A 13,958-nucleotide genomic window follows, 5' to 3' on the forward strand; every position below is an offset into this window, starting at 1 on the left:
GCCCAGTCAAGGCATATGTTCAAGACCGATCTTGGTAGAGCTGCGTGCTGTACGGCCCCGATCCCTGAGCGCCAAGGGAATGATCACCAGCAGGGCGCCGGTTAACAAAAGGATTTCAAATCCATAGACTGCGATATAGCCAGTAGCGGGGCCGGTCATGTCAGGCCCAAAGGCGCCTGTCTTGGCAAAGCCGGACACGATGTCGCGCAATGTGCCACCCATAGCTGTCGCGATCCCGTTGGCGGTTGCCTGTACTGCGCCCCAGGCACCGAGCGCGAGGCCGCTATGCAGACCGCTGTCATCAGCGCTTGCCAAATCCATGGCGGCGGTCAGGGTCCCCACTGCCAGTAGGCCGCCGCCCAATCCAATCAATGCCGTCCCAGAGCAAAACAGCATGACCGAGCCAAGACTGGCAGCAGCGATGACAATCGAAAAGGCCAAGATCCCGCAGAATATGCCAACGGCTGTAAGCCGGTATGCATTCCCCCCGTGTCCGAGCCAATAACTTGCCAATACGTAGGATAAAAGAGCACCGCTCGCCCATAAAGCAGTCAAGGCTGTGGTTTGGGAAACGCTCATCCGCAAGACCTGGCCGCCATAGGGTTCGAGCAAGACATCTTGCATGGTGAATCCGGCCGTCCCCAGCGCAACGACGATCAACAGGAGGCTCGGTTTCCCGCCAGCAGCAAATTCGCGCCATGCATCCCAGAAGTGAGGGAGTTCGACTGGGTTGGCCGCCCGCGCTGGATTAATAGCCTCTTGCTTCCAAAGCGCGATCAGATTAAGAACGATCGTAGCGACGGCAGCACCCTGGATAAGCTGGATCAGTAGCTGCGGCGAAAAATGGGTCAAGAGACGGCCAAACAGCAAAGAACTCAAGACCATCCCGACCAACAAGGTTACGTAAAGCAAGGCAACGACTCGCGAACGCTTGTCGGGAGGCGCAATATCGGTCGCCAAGGCCAAACCTGCGGTTTGCGTGGTATGCAAACCGGCGCCTACAAGCAAAAAGGCCAGGCCAGCGCCCAAGGTGCCCAAGAAATTGAAGATATTTGAGGTATCAGAGAGGAGTAATAGGGCGAAGGGCATGATGGCAAAGCCGCCAAATTGGAGCATGCTCCCAAGCCAGATATAGGGGATGCGGCGCAAGCCAAATGCCGAGTGATGATAGTCGGAGCGATGACCGATGAGGGCGCGCAAAGGGGCAAAGACTAAGGGGAGCGCCAACATGGTGGCCACGAGCCAGGCTGGGACTTTGAGTTCGACGACCATCACACGGTTGAGCGTCCCAGTCAGCAAAACCATGGCGATAGCAATCGAGACCTGAAAGAGCGATAGGCGCAGGAGGCGCGACATCGGCACCTCAGATGTTGCCACATCGGCAAAGGGTAGCAACCGACGAATGAGCTGACGCCAGGCAAGCAACCTTGGATCAAGGGGTTCAGTCATGCCACTTTCGTCTCCGGGATGGATACAAGGGATAGAGGAAGGAAAGGGACCTTATCCTTCACAGAAGAGCAGCGGAATGGTACGCAGCAGGCGCCCAAAGTGGAAGGCTTGGCGACAGGCTCAGCCACACAGGTAGCCTCTTCATTAAGAGTCAAGGGCAAGGCCAGCGACTAGCAAGCGAACCCGTCGTTCACCATAAACTGCATCTCTTTGCCATGAGATTAACCTACATCGGTTAAGACCATTGCAAACTCACTATTGTGTAAGCCAAATGTAAGGGATATGCCAGCCATCGCATCCTATGGTTGAACGATCGTTTACGATCCTCAAAAAACTAAACAGCGGATCGATGACCCCTAAGGGCATCCATCCGCTGTATAAAACCGGCGGTTTCAGCGCGCTTGGGCCCTCTGCCAGAGGCATGGAGCCCTAAGAGCAAGCCTTACTTCCAGCCCAGACCGACAGAGAAGACCACCCAGTGGACGGCGATCGCCAGGACCAGCAGGGCATAGAAAATCGGCATCAGCCAGGTGGCGGGGTTGACGACCAGCCAGATCTTCCAATCGTCTTCAGGGTTCTTCGGCTTTGCAACGTCGCTCATCGTAAAATTCCTCAACCAGAGATTAAATCAGCCTTACCACCACGGACGCGCCGCAATCACCAGCAGATGGGCCAGCGCCGCCAACCCAACAAACGCCGTGTAGGTCGTCTTGAACTGCTCGTGAAACTCTTTCGCCTGCTGCTCGGTCAGACCCGACAAGCTTTGATCGGCCATTGCTCGTGACTCCACTCAATCTCTTCTGTTAACGCCTTACTGCGCCGCCGGAGCAGCCGCCTCAACCGCCGCCGGAGCAGCCTTGGCGTGCCAACCCTGACCTTCCAGCGAAAACGCTACCACATGAATCAGGATCGCCGTCACCGCCACCGCAATCAGGGTCGGAATCAACCAGGTCGCCGGATTGACCACCAACCAAAACTTCCAGTCGTTCTCAAGGGGCTTGTAACCCATGAACTCAATCGTCATCGCTCAACCCCCCCTTACCACCACGGATTCGCCGCAATCACCAGCAGATGGGCCAGCGCCGCCAACCCAACAAACGCCGTGTAGGTCGTCTTGAACTGCTCGTGAAACTCTTTCGCCTGCTGCTCGGTCAGACCTGACAGACTCTTCGCATCAGCCATTGTGGCCTCCTAACTCTCGCATTACAGGATTTGCACCATTCCACCCCCAGCAGCTTCTCCACACCACCAGAGGCTTCACCCTGTCCAACTCGGACTCAAAACAGTAGGACCCTACCAGATCCTGCGTGTCATCTTAGCTTGACAGATTCCAATGTCAAGTCTGTTTTACAGCAGTGATCCCGTTTGGTTTCTTGGGGCGACGAAGTGGTGGAAGAGATAGGGTTAGGCACACCATCCGCGACCAACAAAGCGGTCGCTCTCTCCATGGGGATGTCTAAACAAGATCTGCGCGCTTTTGATCTCGGACAGGTTGCTGGATATCCCTTGGCGCAGAGGGGTCTTGCAGTCGATAGAGGGTAAGCTTTCATCCGGCATACAAGCTGCTGTGCAGCGGCAAACCATCTTGGATATACAGGCGATGCCCTGATGCCCACCGACTTTTCGCTTACCGAGCAAACTTGTGTATGAGCCAGACCGACATGGGCGACATCGATGTGCCAACGATGTAGCGATAGCGATGCCGCCATATCTAGCGGGCCCTGCCTTACATAGGCAAGAGCCTGTTGAGATGTAGGCGCAGGATATTGATAACTCCTGCAACCAAGCCCTTATGCGGGCTTCCGGGAAAGGCAGAGGATTTTATTCAGTAGCCAGGGACGCGTAAAAATAAAAGGCACACCTTTAGAGGTGTGCCCTTGGGCACAGCGCCCACCAGCCTCGGCTAGTGGGCGCACAAGAGCCCTTACAATCAGGCGTGCCAGCCCAGACCGACCGCGAAGACCACCCAGTGGACGGCGATCGCAATCAGCAACACCGTAAAGAAGATCGGCATCAGCCAGGTGGCGGGGTTGACGACCAGCCAGATCTTCCAATCGTCTTCAGGGTTCTTCGGCTTTGCAACGTCGCTCATCGTAAAATTCCTCAACCAGAGATTAAATCAGCCTTACCACCACGGACGCGCCGCAATCACCAGCAGATGGGCCAGCGCCGCCAACCCAACAAACGCCGTGTAGGTCGTCTTGAACTGCTCGTGAAACTCTTTCGCCTGCTGCTCGGTCAGACCCGACAAGCTTTGATCGGCCATTGCTCGTGACTCCACTCAATCTCTTCTGTTAACGCCTTACTGCGCCGCCGGAGCAGCCGCCTCAACCGCCGCCGGAGCAGCCTTGGCGTGCCAACCCTGACCTTCCAGCGAAAACGCTACCACATGAATCAGGATCGCCGTCACCGCCACCGCAATCAGGGTCGGAATCAACCAGGTCGCCGGATTGACCACCAACCAAAACTTCCAGTCGTTCTCAAGGGGCTTGTAACCCATGAACTCAATCGTCATCGCTCAACCCCCCCTTACCACCACGGATTCGCCGCAATCACCAGCAGATGGGCCAGCGCCGCCAACCCAACAAACGCCGTGTAGGTCGTCTTGAACTGCTCGTGAAACTCTTTCGCCTGCTGCTCGGTCAGACCTGACAGACTCTTCGCATCAGCCATTGTGGCCTCCTAACTCTCGCATTACAGGATTTGCACCATTCCACCCCCAGCAGCTTCTCCACACCACCAGAGGCTTCACCCTGTCCAACTCGGACTCAAAACAGTAGGACCCTACCAGATCCTGCGTGTCATCTTAGCTTGACAGATTCCAATGTCAAGTCTGTTTTACATGACATGCTTATTCAAAGGAGCGGCGGATAAAGGTGATGATGATGCCCAAGACCGCGATGATCGCCGTCGCGATGACGAAGACCTTGCCCATATAAAAAATGGTCGAGATTGCTGCCCCGAGACCAGAGACGGTCGGCGGGGCGTCTGCGGCACTGGACGTCTCGGTGCTTAGCGAATCGCTGACATCAGGGGCGCTGGTGGTCGCTGCCGAGAAGCCGGCCGGCGTCCCCTGACGGGATGCAGTAGGCTGTAGACGGTAGGGATCGGTTGCAACAACCCGAAAGAAGCGCACACCTTGTCCACCTTCCCGCTGCATGACGGCAAACTCGGTATCCACGGCAAGCTGTTCAAGCATGGAGAACTCAAGGGCAAAGGACTCAGCATCCTCAGCCTCTGCCTGATGCTCCCAGGTTGGGGCCTTTTCCGGCCAGGTTCGTTTAGCCGCAAACTTCACGTGCAATTCCTCTACTAGTTATGGAAGTAGGTAATGAGCTCACCCTCGAGGGGCCAATAAGACGCTCAAGCGGGATGAGGGATCCTGGTGGCCAGACCGCGCCGCATAGGGCGGCCCTTTTATTCCGCTCCCAAGACAGCCTTCAACAGATCGGTCCGCTCTAACCGTTCTATCCCGCACAATGCGCACGGATTCTATTGTTTTGGCGATGGGCTTGTCATCGGATCGCCGATCGACCCAGCAGGGCGGCCTATTCAGTCCAGGAGTTCTGGACCTAGCATAGAGCTGCGACTCCGGGCCAGGATCTGCTCTGCCCAGGGGCGATGGGTGGCCAGCTCGCACATTGAGCCACTAAGCTTAAAGACGGCCCGCTCGGATTCGCAGAGGATCTGTCGGGCCACCTCGAGTTCAGCCGACGCGACCTGCCATGCCGCCTCGATGAGCGGGACCTGGCTGGGATGGATGGCTGTCTTGCCGCACAGCCCATGCGCGAGGTCTTCCTGGAGTTCTTTTTTGAGCAATTCGGGCAGATCCAGATGCTCGAAGACCGGCGCGGTCAGCTCAAAGCCGTAGGGCTTAAAGATCGTCACCAACTGGGAGATGGTCTGGCCCAAAGGGGTGCGATACAGGGTACGATCGCGCGGTCGGCGCAATCTAAGAAGCGCCAAGAGGTCATTGCCGCCAATGCGCAGCGCCAGGATGCGCGCCTGATACCCCCTCTCCAAAAGAAGATCGCGCAGGGCGATCATCCGCATCGGTTCAAAGGCGTCCCGCGTCTCCAGGGTCGGCATATAGAGATGCGCCGAGTCGTTTAAACGTTTGAGATAACGCTCGGCGTTGCCGAGGTCGAACTTGGGCAGCACAAAGCCGGTCAGGTACTCGACCCCAGGTAGACGCAACAGCCAATCGATGAGCTCAGGGGTGCGCACGCGCACGAAGCGCATCAGACCCGGGCAGGGACGCAAACCCTCCAGACACAGGCGCAGGTTCTCAAGACCGGCGGCAAGCGCCTGGGGGGCGACCGCATCCTCGGTGCAAAAGATCACTGAGCGCAGGTTGGGCCAGCGCTCCCCATTGGCGATCGCCAAAAGATCGCGATGGGTGACCGGCACATAGAGCGAGGCGCCCAAGCGATAGGCCTCAAGCATCGGCTACCCCCCTGATCAACGAGACTGCGCGATAGGGTAACTCGGGATTGACCTGACAAGGGACGTCCTTTTCGTTTGCTAGTGCCAGCAGATGGGCCACCGCAGGATCACTGGGGTCGCGCACTATGACCCGCTCAGGCAAGCGGCGCAATAGGACGCGCGTCGCCTCCCCGATCCCCGGCTTGATCCGATTGAGGTCTTGGATGCCGAAACGCCCCTCTATCGTCGCAAGCAAAGACCGGGTGCGCTCCTGCGCACGCCGGGGGTCGATCGGCTGGGCGTTGGGCCGATAGCCCCCCCTGATCAGGGCTCGGGCTTCCTCGAGGAGCTGTTCGATGAACCACACCGAGCGATCGGCATGGGCAAACTCGGTGTAATAGACGCAGCCATGAAAGTCATCCAGGCCGATCTGGTCGTTGAGGATCGAACGGCTGATGAGCCCCGAGATGGTGGTATTAAGGATGCTCGAGGGGATGAGATAGTCTTCATCGCTCGGCGCCACCCCGACGCCTGCAAGATCGGTGAGGGTATAGAGCCGATCGTTCAATTGGATACCCGTTTCGCACGCAAAGTCAGCAAGCGCCTGTCTAAGCTCGCGCGCGATCACCCCCTTGCCCGTCCAGCCATCGATGAAGACGAAGCGATCCGGCTCATAGCGGTCGAGGAGATAGCGCAGGGCGTTGCGATCGATCCCACGGTCGCGGATGATCGAGACTGAATAGTGCACCGCCGGTCGTTGAAAATGCTCGTTCAGCACATGGCGCAACGCTACCCCGATGGGGGTGCCGGCGCGCGCCAGAGATACCAGGACGATCGGTCCCTCGCACCTGTTCGTGATGATGGCGGCAAGGTCCAAGACCCCCTGCGCCATGCGCCCGAGATTGAACGCCAGCGCCTGCTCGAAAAGCTCGAGATAACGCGGCGAGGGAAGGGATTCAGGGCTTAACAGTTCGCTGTAATGACGCTGCCCCGTCTGGATCAGGCGCTCCTTGGTCGCGAGATCGACCCATTCGACCGCGATGGGCTTGAGTAAAAACTCAACATCCCCTGGGCGATAGCTGCCCGAAAAGGGTGAGGCAGAGACAAGCGGCGCCGTCATCGGTCGATCTCAAGCTAGGGTTGGGGGATGGCTTTAGGCCCCCTGAGCAGAGCGCCGAGACCCGCAGCAAAGAGCTGAGAGGCACGCGGCAGGACGGCATAGTCGCACTCGGCCAGAAAGTCCGCATCGCTTAGGCTATCCCCGATCCCTAGGGTCAGTGCCGGACGCAAGCGGGCGATGAGCGCGCGCACTGCATATTCTTTACCTAGCCATCGCGGCAGTACGACCAGATTGTTGCCGTTGCGATAGAGCCGATAGGCATCCCCTTGTCCCTGGACCCAATCCAACCAGATCGATTGTAGGCGATCGAGGTCCTGGGTACGGTCGCCGCGATATTTGGCGACCAGATAGAAGGGGATATCAAAATCGACGATGATGCGCGCCCGCACCGCAAGACCCTTGCGCGCGATGAGGTCCTGGGTGAGTGCAAGCAATGCTGCAAGCCCAGGCAGGGTCTTGGCCGCGGCCTCGGCACTGTGGACAAGCCAATCGGGATCGGGCTGGTCCTGGGGATTGAGGATCACACCCCCGTGATCTAGGATGCGCCAGCTTGTAAATGGCAGATCGACGCGCTTAAAGGCCCCAAGGTCGCGCGCCGTGGTTGGGATCAGCGAGGCGCCTTGTTCAAGGAGCCCCCAGAGCGCCTGCTGGCGCGCGCTCATCCATGAATGCGCACTGCCATCAGGCAGATAGGCCACAGGAGAGAGCGCCTGGTCCTCTGGACATTTCGCCCGGCTGTGAAACAGGGTGTCGTCGAGGTCCAGAAAGACCAGGACCTGCATGGCCTAGAGCTCAAAGTCGGCCGGATTGAGATTGAGCTCCATGGCGATGCGCCGCGCGACTCGTTTCTCGCTATCGTCGAAATGACCGTCGGCCCCACCGATTGCGATCGCCAGGCGCATGATCAGGCGCGCCGCCTCGTCGTTGCCCTTGATCTTGCGGATCATCTCATAGGCCTTGGCCTCACCAAGATCCTTGTCGAACTCGATCTGGGTCATGAGGTTCTGAAAGGCGTCGATGATCTCTTTGCTCGAGAAGACCGATAGCGCCTCATAGTGCTCGATGAAGCGCATCATCTTTTGCTTCTCGTCTGCTGAGACCTGACCATCAGCGATGGAGATCAGGACCGAGCCGCTGACCGCGGCATTCAAGAAATCCTTGCTCTTGAACTTCAGGACCTCGTTTTTGAGGTCGGTCGCCTTTTGCTTGAGATTGTTGAGAAAGTCTTGGAATGCCATAGATGACCTCGGTGTGATGGTGGATGGGAGTTTTATTGATCCGAAACCAATGAACTTATATTACGCGGCATCATGGAGCTTGGGATGCTAGAAGTAGCGCATGACGCGTTGGGGGGAATTGAGAAGGCGGCGCAGGTGGCTGACGGTCGCCTTCTTCAGATCGCCCTTGGCGCGGGAGGGCGCCTGCGCGCAGATGAGCTTGCGTATCTGGGCGTCCTGCTCCGCCAACAGCGCCCGCTTCTCACCCACCTTGCACCCACCCCGCTTGTCCTTGAGCCCCTTCGCGCCCATAGCGTTTGCAGATGTCGAACACCCCTGCGCCCAACAATCCCCTCTGCGCGCCTATCGCTTCATACGTCCAGCCACGCCGCCGCTCTTCGCGCGCCGCAAACGACAGCAATCTCATGTCTCGTCTTTCCATGCCCACTATAATTAGACAGCTCACTCAATTTCAAAAGCATGTATTTTTTATCAATAAAACGGCGGGCTCAATCCTTGCTTCCCCGCACCCATTGCAACCCCCAGGAATAGGCGCGGTCCATATCGAGATGCCCGCGATAATATTCGACCCGCTTGGTGACCTTGATGGCGCCGCGGTCGTTCTCGAGCAGGGCGATGGCGCACATTGGGCGGTCATGGCGATGTGTATCAAGCCTCACCTCAACCTCCGGCTGATCAGGGATCCTGAGGGTGATCGCGGCATCGGCCTCGGCCCAGTTGGGTGCCCCCTCATAGATAAAGGCATAGATCAAGACCCGCTTGATCGCATCCCAATGCTGGCCGTTGATCCGCAGGTTCTCACCCTCGGCGCGGGTGCCGGTGCGGTCATCGGCATCGAGCCGGATATAAGGCGGATTGAAATAATCGCCGAAGGTATTGCCTAAGGCCTGCACCGCGCTCTTCATCCCATTGGTGAGCTCAAACAGACAGCCGAGATCAAGATCGGTCCGCCCCGAGCCTAAAAGACCGCCGAGAAGTCCTTGTCTGGCGCGCGCCACTGGACGCCATCTGAGATTGACCAGGATCTCGCCATGCCCTGCCCCCTTTTTCTCAAGAGAGACCGATTGGCCCTGTTTCTCCAGGGTGATCTTGCGTAAATTCACCGGTGGGGAGGACGGCGGGTGTGAGGGCGGCGCTTGTGGCTCGGGGGCCACGGTCCCGCCGAAATGCTCGATCAAGGCCGCCAGCCCTCCATTGAACCCCTGACCGAGCGCGGCAAGCCGCCACAGACCCTCCTTGCGATAGATCTCGACGAGCACCAGGGCCCGCTCATTGGCAAAGTCAGAGCCGCTGAAGGCAAAGCGCGCGGCCTCTCGGCTGCCATCCAGGATACGGACATACCCTTGGCGGATCTGCGCCATGATGCCTGGACCATCGATCGCTGCAGTGACCGTCAGCCGCTCGATCGTCGCCGGCAGGCGGGTGAGATCCACCGTAAAGCCCGACTGATCGCCCGCCGGGGTTATGAGGCTCACCCCACCGCAGGGCGAGGCCGGCTGGTTATAAAAGACCATATAGCACTCATCGGCAAGCCTGCCCTGGGCATCGAGGCCAAAACAGGCAACATCGATCGCCATCCCCGCCGCCTCGATGCTCACGCCAATGTTGAGGCGCTGACCGCCTGGGATCAGGTCGATAAGCTTAATCCGTTGACCGCGCGCGAGGTTCATCATCGGCCTGCCTCGACCTGATCAGCCGACGTTGACACCATGCGCCAGGGCCAGGGCGCGCAGGCCTCCAGAATAGCCTTGCCCGACGGCACGAAACTTCCAATCACCGCCGTGCCGATAGATCTCGCCGAAGATCATCGCCGTCTCGGTGGAATAGTCCTCGGAGAGATCGAAGCGCACGACCTCCTGATTGTTGTCGCGATTGACCAGGCGCACGAAGGCATTGCTCACCTGTCCGAAGTTTTGCCGGCGCGCCTCGGCGTCATAGATGGTCACCGCGATGACCAGACGCTGGATCTCCGGCGGGACCTTGGAGAGGGTGACCAGGATCTGCTCATCATCCCCCTCCCCCGCACCCGTACGGTTGTCGCCCGTATGCTCGACCGACCCTTCGGGCGAGCGCATCTGGTTATAAAAGATGAAATAGGCATCGCTTGGCACCTTGCCATCGGCCTTGACCATGAACAGGCTGGCATCGAGATCAAAAGGTGCGCCATCGGTCGAGCGCGCATCCCAACCCAGCCCAATCAGCACATTATTGAGGCTGGGGTCCTCCTTGCTGAGATTGATATTCCCGCCCTTACTGAGACTGATGGACATGACTGAGCTCCTTAAGGTTGAGAGAATACAGGCGATGCCGCGGGCCGAGGACCTGAAGCAGCTCGTCTAAGCCAGCGCGCGGCGTCTCATGACAGACAATGATCCGACTGTAGTCCACAGGGTGAACGTTATACAGATAATTGACGATCCCCTCGCCGTAATTATCCCTAAAAAACAGGCGTCGCCCAATCGCACCGCCCAACAGGATCGGCGAACGGGTGGTCGATTGAACAACCACCTGCAATCCGCGTTGTTCCAGGCCGAGTCCCACCAGAAACGCCAAGTGCATAAACTCGCCCGTCCCCAAGACCAAGACCCGATCCTCTGACCCTAGGCCTTCGGCCAGGCCATCGAGATCCGATCCCGGCAGCGCCAAGGGACGCGCGATGCCAAAGCGCCCGAGGTCCTCAGCGATCTGACCAGGTATGCACTGGGCCTTGCCCACCGCAGGCGGCGGCTCTTCCATCTGCCACTCAGCTGCTGGCTCGAACCTGTAGGTACCAGTCAAGGCCGCACTATAGTACACCGGCAGGTTCAGGCGATCGGCCAAACGCGCCGCAAGGTCCGGCCCCCCGAACTGGGTGATCGCTACTATATGGACCTGCTCCAGAAGAGGATTGAGCCGCCGATAGGCCGCAACCAGGTTGCAGACCGTATTGCCCGTGGTCAGCTCATCGTCGATCAGAATCAGGGCGCAGGCTGCAAGAAAACGCTGCCGCTGCTCGGGATCGGGTGGGACATAGAGCCACTGGTCAGGGGCATGACAATGCGTCTCCTCGAAGGCGATCAAGGGCCGTCCGGCGAGCCGATAGCGGGTGGTATGGACATATAGTGCCTCTGCCTGTGGGTAGCGCCTCAGCACTGACTCAAATACCCCCTGCCCCAGACCGGTTGCGGTCTCGGCAAACCCTATAAAGAGCCAGGGCCCAGATCTAAGCTCCAACCGTGCGGCGAGATGGTCGTGGATGGCCTGCATCTGCGAAGGACGCGCCGGCCAATGCTTGCCGAGCACCTTGCTGACAAATAAAAATTCCCGGCGCCGATTGGCGCGCGCCGCAAACCCGCACAGGGCCTCAAGCGCAAAGTCCGCTTGCTGCACCTGCACCCATAGGGTGCCTGTGGGGAGGCCGATACGCCGTTCGGTCATGGCAGTGGGGCGATTGCAGATGTTTTGAGGCTAGAGAGCAAAGCCAACCCTGCTCTGCTGCGGTGAGGATAAACCCATCGAGGTAGCGGTATTATCTCACACCCCTGGCCCTACACGCAGGCCGCTGGTCACAGCGCTCCACATATACCTTGGGTCATGAATGCACCTGGGAGGACCGCGAACTGCGGCGCAACTGCCGGTTACCGGTGACCCTGAAGCGCTACAAGGCGGCGCGCGAGCGGCTCATCCAAAGCCGCGCGACCCACTTGGATCAGCTCATCTTCGACCACTGCCCCGATCGCCCGTGGGAGGAGAAGCTCTGGCAGCGCACGGAGCGCATCGGCCAGCGAACCATCGGGGTGTGGGGGATGTAGGGCGCCAAAGCTTCAAGCCCGCGCGGGCATGTTCGGGCATGGACTATTGCATGAAGTACTCCTGAGCGCGCGAGGGATTGGTAGGAAATAAGAGCGCCGGGTAACTGGCATTGCCCACCCTATCCTACACGGCGCCCGCGAGATGCCCTAGCGCATCGTCCTCATAGCGCTCATAGCAGGCAACCTCCAAGGCCCTGGCTGGTGAGGCGGTCTGGGGTATCTCTGGGCTCTCGAAACCCTGGACCCATCCGCGCAGCGCCAGATAGGGGAGATTCAACTCAGCGGCAGCGGCATAGCCGATCCCGCCGGAAAAGCGCGGGTTGATCTCCAAAAGCCTCAAGCCCCCTCGCCCTGCGCGCAACTGGACGTTATTGATCCGAAACCAATGAACTTGTATTACGCGGTATCATGGAGCTTGGGATGCTGGAAGTAGCGCATGATGCGTTGGGGGGGATTGAGAAGGCGGCGCAGGTGGCTGACGGTCGCCTTCTTCAGATCGTCCTTGGCGCGGGAGGGCGCCTGCGCGGTGATGGTGGCCTTGAGCATCTCGTTGGGGTTCAGTGCTGGGCTGTAGGGGGGGAGGGAGGACGCCTCGATTTGATTGGCGCATGCAGCCAGCTACGCCTTGACCGACTTGGTGTGATGCACGCGCAGGTTGTCGAGGATGAGGAAGATCTTCTTGCCCCTGGCGTCCTTGACGAGCCGCTTCATGAAGTCGATCAGGATGTCGGCGTTCATCGCCCCCGCGAACGCCTTCCGACGCACCTTGCCGCGGTTGGTCAGCGTCGAGATCACCGACAGGCCTTCGCGACGGTGCGTGACGCGAATCTCGGGCGTCTTGCCCGCCAACAGCGCCCGCTTCTCACCCACCTTTCCTTGAGCCCTTGGGCCCTTCGCGCCCATAGCGTTTGCAGATGTCGAACACCCCTGCGCCCAACAATCCCCTCTGCGCGCCTATCGCTTCATACCTCCAGCCACGCCGCCGCTCTTCGCGCGCCGCAAACGACAGCAATCTCATGTCTCGTCTTTCCATGCCCACGACATCAGGACAGCTCACTCAATTTCAAAAGCATGTGTTTCTTAATCAATAAAAAGCCCCATGAGCCCAAAACGGGCGACAAGCTCGGCAGCCGCATCCGTCAACTCAGGCCGCGCCACCAGCCGCTGACCATAGAGGTCCTCGCGCTTTTCGCGCTGGATCAAGGCAACCAGACGATTGCCATCTGCAACCGCATCCAGGCTGTATTCGGGCCCTGGGAGATATTCCATGAGCAACCAGGTCTGGGCCGGCATGCCTTGCGCCAAGAGGCGGCGCAGACAATCGAGCTGGATGCTATGGCTACCGCCCTGCAAGAGGCCGTCGAGCCCATCCTCCCCCTCGCGGACGAGGCGAAAGCCCGCGCCATATACGCCCTGTGCTGGTTTGATGCAGAGCGCATCGTACACAAACCGCAGCCGTTCATAGGCGGCGTCGAACTCAGCGAGGGTGCGAAAGGGGATGGTCTCTGGCGTAGGAACGGGCAAGCGGCTGCCCAGCTCGGCAAAGCGAGCCTTATCCTGGAGCAAGGCGAGGATCTGGGGTGCAGCAACCGAAAGGACGCGAATGCCGATCTCCGTAAACTGCATTGCATACTCGGCCAATACCAGGACCTCCTGACCCGGCCAGAGGGCATCGATCTGCCTTTGGCGGCAAAAATCCAGACACTACTCGAGATAATCCAGACCCTTGAGACCCCCAGGCTCCAGGGCCCATTCATGCGCGGCGACAAGGCCGGGAAAGCTCGGCTCCGGGTGGGTACAGATGAGCCGAAACTCGCCCGCACTATCGCCCTGACGGATGAGCTCGAATACGGCGCGGACGTTGGAAAATGTTCGGTTGAACCAGACGCAGATCATGACCGCTTGATACGACCTTGCGATAGCCTGCTCGCAGCC

The 13,958-nt window shown here is 59.1% G+C and carries 26 protein-coding genes; 1 reads left to right on the top strand and 25 read right to left on the bottom strand.

The window, feature by feature from the left end; translation table 11 throughout:
• Nucleotides 1-6: 6 nt before the first annotated feature.
• The 19 genes from GWK36_RS12840 to GWK36_RS12930 all read right to left on the bottom strand — a co-directional run bounded on the left by GWK36_RS12840 (nucleotide 7) and on the right by GWK36_RS12930 (nucleotide 11,649).
• A complete protein-coding gene (locus GWK36_RS12840) occupies nucleotides 7-1,449 on the bottom strand; it encodes a BCD family MFS transporter (protein WP_166271656.1) in 1,443 nt (480 codons plus the stop codon).
• Between the two features lie 442 nt (nucleotides 1,450-1,891).
• Nucleotides 1,892-2,050: a light-harvesting antenna LH1, alpha subunit gene (pufA, locus tag GWK36_RS12845; protein ID WP_166271658.1), complete on the bottom strand. Its 159-nt coding sequence runs from the start codon at nucleotides 2,048-2,050 to the stop codon at nucleotides 1,892-1,894.
• 33 nt (nucleotides 2,051-2,083) lie between these two features.
• A complete protein-coding gene (pufB, locus tag GWK36_RS12850; RefSeq protein ID WP_166271660.1) occupies nucleotides 2,084-2,224 on the bottom strand; it encodes a light-harvesting antenna LH1, beta subunit in 141 nt (46 codons plus the stop codon).
• Between the two features lie 36 nt (nucleotides 2,225-2,260).
• Nucleotides 2,261-2,473: a light-harvesting antenna LH1, alpha subunit gene (gene pufA, locus GWK36_RS12855; protein ID WP_166271662.1), complete on the bottom strand. Its 213-nt coding sequence runs from the start codon at nucleotides 2,471-2,473 to the stop codon at nucleotides 2,261-2,263.
• Between the two features lie 14 nt (nucleotides 2,474-2,487).
• The gene (gene pufB / locus GWK36_RS12860; RefSeq protein WP_166271664.1) at nucleotides 2,488-2,631 is read right to left on the bottom strand and encodes a light-harvesting antenna LH1, beta subunit; all 144 of its coding nucleotides are present in this window, start codon (nucleotides 2,629-2,631) and stop codon (nucleotides 2,488-2,490) included.
• A 748-nt stretch (nucleotides 2,632-3,379) separates the two neighbouring features.
• Nucleotides 3,380-3,541, bottom strand: a complete 162-nt coding sequence (gene pufA, locus GWK36_RS12865; RefSeq protein WP_166271666.1) for a light-harvesting antenna LH1, alpha subunit — start codon at nucleotides 3,539-3,541, stop codon at nucleotides 3,380-3,382.
• Between the two features lie 33 nt (nucleotides 3,542-3,574).
• Nucleotides 3,575-3,715: a light-harvesting antenna LH1, beta subunit gene (gene pufB / locus GWK36_RS12870; RefSeq protein ID WP_166271660.1), complete on the bottom strand. Its 141-nt coding sequence runs from the start codon at nucleotides 3,713-3,715 to the stop codon at nucleotides 3,575-3,577.
• Nucleotides 3,716-3,751: 36 nt separating this feature from the next.
• Complete coding sequence (pufA, locus tag GWK36_RS12875; RefSeq protein WP_166271662.1) at nucleotides 3,752-3,964, bottom strand: light-harvesting antenna LH1, alpha subunit; 213 nt, start codon at nucleotides 3,962-3,964, stop codon at nucleotides 3,752-3,754.
• A gap of 14 nt (nucleotides 3,965-3,978) precedes the next feature.
• Complete coding sequence (pufB, locus tag GWK36_RS12880) at nucleotides 3,979-4,122, bottom strand: light-harvesting antenna LH1, beta subunit (RefSeq protein WP_166271664.1); 144 nt, start codon at nucleotides 4,120-4,122, stop codon at nucleotides 3,979-3,981.
• Nucleotides 4,123-4,300: 178 nt separating this feature from the next.
• Nucleotides 4,301-4,747 (bottom strand): hypothetical protein, encoded by a 447-nt coding sequence (locus tag GWK36_RS12885; RefSeq protein WP_166271668.1) that lies wholly within the window; start codon nucleotides 4,745-4,747, stop codon nucleotides 4,301-4,303.
• A gap of 254 nt (nucleotides 4,748-5,001) precedes the next feature.
• A complete protein-coding gene (locus tag GWK36_RS12890; protein ID WP_166271670.1) occupies nucleotides 5,002-5,895 on the bottom strand; it encodes an HpcH/HpaI aldolase/citrate lyase family protein in 894 nt (297 codons plus the stop codon).
• Nucleotides 5,888-6,994: a cysteine protease StiP family protein gene (locus GWK36_RS12895; protein ID WP_166271672.1), complete on the bottom strand. Its 1,107-nt coding sequence runs from the start codon at nucleotides 6,992-6,994 to the stop codon at nucleotides 5,888-5,890. The genes GWK36_RS12890 and GWK36_RS12895 overlap by 8 nt, the downstream gene beginning before the upstream one ends.
• A 14-nt stretch (nucleotides 6,995-7,008) precedes the next feature.
• The gene (locus GWK36_RS12900) at nucleotides 7,009-7,776 is read right to left on the bottom strand and encodes an HAD family hydrolase (protein WP_166271674.1); all 768 of its coding nucleotides are present in this window, start codon (nucleotides 7,774-7,776) and stop codon (nucleotides 7,009-7,011) included.
• A 3-nt stretch (nucleotides 7,777-7,779) separates the two neighbouring features.
• The gene (locus GWK36_RS12905; protein ID WP_166271676.1) at nucleotides 7,780-8,232 is read right to left on the bottom strand and encodes a tellurite resistance TerB family protein; all 453 of its coding nucleotides are present in this window, start codon (nucleotides 8,230-8,232) and stop codon (nucleotides 7,780-7,782) included.
• Nucleotides 8,233-8,319: 87 nt separating this feature from the next.
• Entirely contained in the window at nucleotides 8,320-8,481 is a 162-nt protein-coding gene (locus GWK36_RS12910) for a hypothetical protein (protein WP_166271678.1), read from the bottom strand.
• Nucleotides 8,474-8,638 carry a hypothetical protein gene (locus GWK36_RS12915; protein ID WP_166271680.1) on the bottom strand — a complete coding sequence of 55 codons (165 nt, stop codon included), beginning with the start codon at nucleotides 8,636-8,638 and terminating at the stop codon, nucleotides 8,474-8,476. The genes GWK36_RS12910 and GWK36_RS12915 overlap by 8 nt, the downstream gene beginning before the upstream one ends.
• Nucleotides 8,639-8,720: 82 nt before the next feature.
• Nucleotides 8,721-9,905 carry a TerD family protein gene (locus tag GWK36_RS12920; protein WP_246237569.1) on the bottom strand — a complete coding sequence of 395 codons (1,185 nt, stop codon included), beginning with the start codon at nucleotides 9,903-9,905 and terminating at the stop codon, nucleotides 8,721-8,723.
• An 18-nt stretch (nucleotides 9,906-9,923) separates the two neighbouring features.
• Nucleotides 9,924-10,502 (bottom strand): TerD family protein, encoded by a 579-nt coding sequence (locus GWK36_RS12925; protein ID WP_166271682.1) that lies wholly within the window; start codon nucleotides 10,500-10,502, stop codon nucleotides 9,924-9,926.
• Nucleotides 10,483-11,649 (bottom strand): phosphoribosyltransferase domain-containing protein, encoded by a 1,167-nt coding sequence (locus tag GWK36_RS12930; RefSeq protein ID WP_166271684.1) that lies wholly within the window; start codon nucleotides 11,647-11,649, stop codon nucleotides 10,483-10,485. The genes GWK36_RS12925 and GWK36_RS12930 overlap by 20 nt, the downstream gene beginning before the upstream one ends.
• Before the next feature lie 149 nt (nucleotides 11,650-11,798).
• Between GWK36_RS12930 and GWK36_RS15095 the strand changes: the two genes are divergently transcribed.
• Nucleotides 11,799-12,023, top strand: coding sequence for a hypothetical protein (locus GWK36_RS15095; RefSeq protein WP_210756782.1), 225 nt, complete (start codon nucleotides 11,799-11,801; stop codon nucleotides 12,021-12,023).
• Nucleotides 12,024-12,147: 124 nt separating this feature from the next.
• Here the strand turns inward: GWK36_RS15095 and GWK36_RS12940 are convergent, their stop codons facing one another.
• From GWK36_RS12940 to GWK36_RS12965, 6 genes are all read right to left on the bottom strand, one after another.
• Nucleotides 12,148-12,354: an ATP-grasp domain-containing protein gene (locus GWK36_RS12940; protein WP_246237570.1), complete on the bottom strand. Its 207-nt coding sequence runs from the start codon at nucleotides 12,352-12,354 to the stop codon at nucleotides 12,148-12,150.
• Nucleotides 12,355-12,419: 65 nt separating this feature from the next.
• Nucleotides 12,420-12,569, bottom strand: a complete 150-nt coding sequence (locus GWK36_RS12945) for a hypothetical protein (protein WP_166271686.1) — start codon at nucleotides 12,567-12,569, stop codon at nucleotides 12,420-12,422.
• A gap of 72 nt (nucleotides 12,570-12,641) precedes the next feature.
• A complete protein-coding gene (locus GWK36_RS12950; RefSeq protein WP_166271688.1) occupies nucleotides 12,642-12,893 on the bottom strand; it encodes a transposase in 252 nt (83 codons plus the stop codon).
• Nucleotides 12,886-13,041, bottom strand: coding sequence for a hypothetical protein (locus GWK36_RS12955; RefSeq protein ID WP_166271690.1), 156 nt, complete (start codon nucleotides 13,039-13,041; stop codon nucleotides 12,886-12,888). The genes GWK36_RS12950 and GWK36_RS12955 overlap by 8 nt, the downstream gene beginning before the upstream one ends.
• 62 nt (nucleotides 13,042-13,103) lie before the next feature.
• Entirely contained in the window at nucleotides 13,104-13,664 is a 561-nt protein-coding gene (locus GWK36_RS12960; RefSeq protein WP_166271692.1) for an ATP-grasp domain-containing protein, read from the bottom strand.
• A gap of 63 nt (nucleotides 13,665-13,727) precedes the next feature.
• Nucleotides 13,728-13,919: a hypothetical protein gene (locus tag GWK36_RS12965; RefSeq protein WP_166271694.1), complete on the bottom strand. Its 192-nt coding sequence runs from the start codon at nucleotides 13,917-13,919 to the stop codon at nucleotides 13,728-13,730.
• Nucleotides 13,920-13,958 lie beyond the last annotated feature (39 nt).

Origin of the sequence: Caldichromatium japonicum (assembly GCF_011290485.1) — a bacterium.
Lineage (GTDB): Bacteria > Pseudomonadota > Gammaproteobacteria > Chromatiales > Chromatiaceae > Thermochromatium > Thermochromatium japonicum.

Bases quoted from the DNA above. Each gene is read 5' to 3' on its own strand.
- GWK36_RS12955 (WP_166271690.1), bottom strand. From the start codon at position 13,041: ATGAGATTGCTGTCGTTTGCGGCGCGCGAAGAGCGGCGGCGTGGCTGG.
- GWK36_RS12965 (WP_166271694.1), bottom strand. From the start codon at position 13,919: ATGATCTGCGTCTGGTTCAACCGAACATTTTCCAACGTCCGCGCCGTA.
- GWK36_RS12900 (WP_166271674.1), bottom strand. From the start codon at position 7,776: ATGCAGGTCCTGGTCTTTCTGGACCTCGACGACACCCTGTTTCACAGC.
- GWK36_RS12945 (WP_166271686.1), bottom strand. From the start codon at position 12,569: ATGCTCAAGGCCACCATCACCGCGCAGGCGCCCTCCCGCGCCAAGGAC.
- pufB (WP_166271660.1), bottom strand. From the start codon at position 3,715: ATGGCCGATCAAAGCTTGTCGGGTCTGACCGAGCAGCAGGCGAAAGAG.
- pufA (WP_166271662.1), bottom strand. From the start codon at position 2,473: ATGACGATTGAGTTCATGGGTTACAAGCCCCTTGAGAACGACTGGAAG.
- GWK36_RS12890 (WP_166271670.1), bottom strand. From the start codon at position 5,895: ATGCTTGAGGCCTATCGCTTGGGCGCCTCGCTCTATGTGCCGGTCACC.
- GWK36_RS12920 (WP_246237569.1), bottom strand. From the start codon at position 9,905: ATGATGAACCTCGCGCGCGGTCAACGGATTAAGCTTATCGACCTGATC.
- GWK36_RS12905 (WP_166271676.1), bottom strand. From the start codon at position 8,232: ATGGCATTCCAAGACTTTCTCAACAATCTCAAGCAAAAGGCGACCGAC.
- pufA (WP_166271658.1), bottom strand. From the start codon at position 2,050: ATGAGCGACGTTGCAAAGCCGAAGAACCCTGAAGACGATTGGAAGATC.
- GWK36_RS12895 (WP_166271672.1), bottom strand. From the start codon at position 6,994: ATGACGGCGCCGCTTGTCTCTGCCTCACCCTTTTCGGGCAGCTATCGC.
- pufB (WP_166271664.1), bottom strand. From the start codon at position 4,122: ATGGCTGATGCGAAGAGTCTGTCAGGTCTGACCGAGCAGCAGGCGAAA.
- pufA (WP_166271662.1), bottom strand. From the start codon at position 3,964: ATGACGATTGAGTTCATGGGTTACAAGCCCCTTGAGAACGACTGGAAG.
- pufA (WP_166271666.1), bottom strand. From the start codon at position 3,541: ATGAGCGACGTTGCAAAGCCGAAGAACCCTGAAGACGATTGGAAGATC.
- GWK36_RS12930 (WP_166271684.1), bottom strand. From the start codon at position 11,649: ATGACCGAACGGCGTATCGGCCTCCCCACAGGCACCCTATGGGTGCAG.
- GWK36_RS12840 (WP_166271656.1), bottom strand. From the start codon at position 1,449: ATGACTGAACCCCTTGATCCAAGGTTGCTTGCCTGGCGTCAGCTCATT.
- pufB (WP_166271664.1), bottom strand. From the start codon at position 2,631: ATGGCTGATGCGAAGAGTCTGTCAGGTCTGACCGAGCAGCAGGCGAAA.
- GWK36_RS12925 (WP_166271682.1), bottom strand. From the start codon at position 10,502: ATGTCCATCAGTCTCAGTAAGGGCGGGAATATCAATCTCAGCAAGGAG.
- GWK36_RS12915 (WP_166271680.1), bottom strand. From the start codon at position 8,638: ATGAGATTGCTGTCGTTTGCGGCGCGCGAAGAGCGGCGGCGTGGCTGG.
- pufB (WP_166271660.1), bottom strand. From the start codon at position 2,224: ATGGCCGATCAAAGCTTGTCGGGTCTGACCGAGCAGCAGGCGAAAGAG.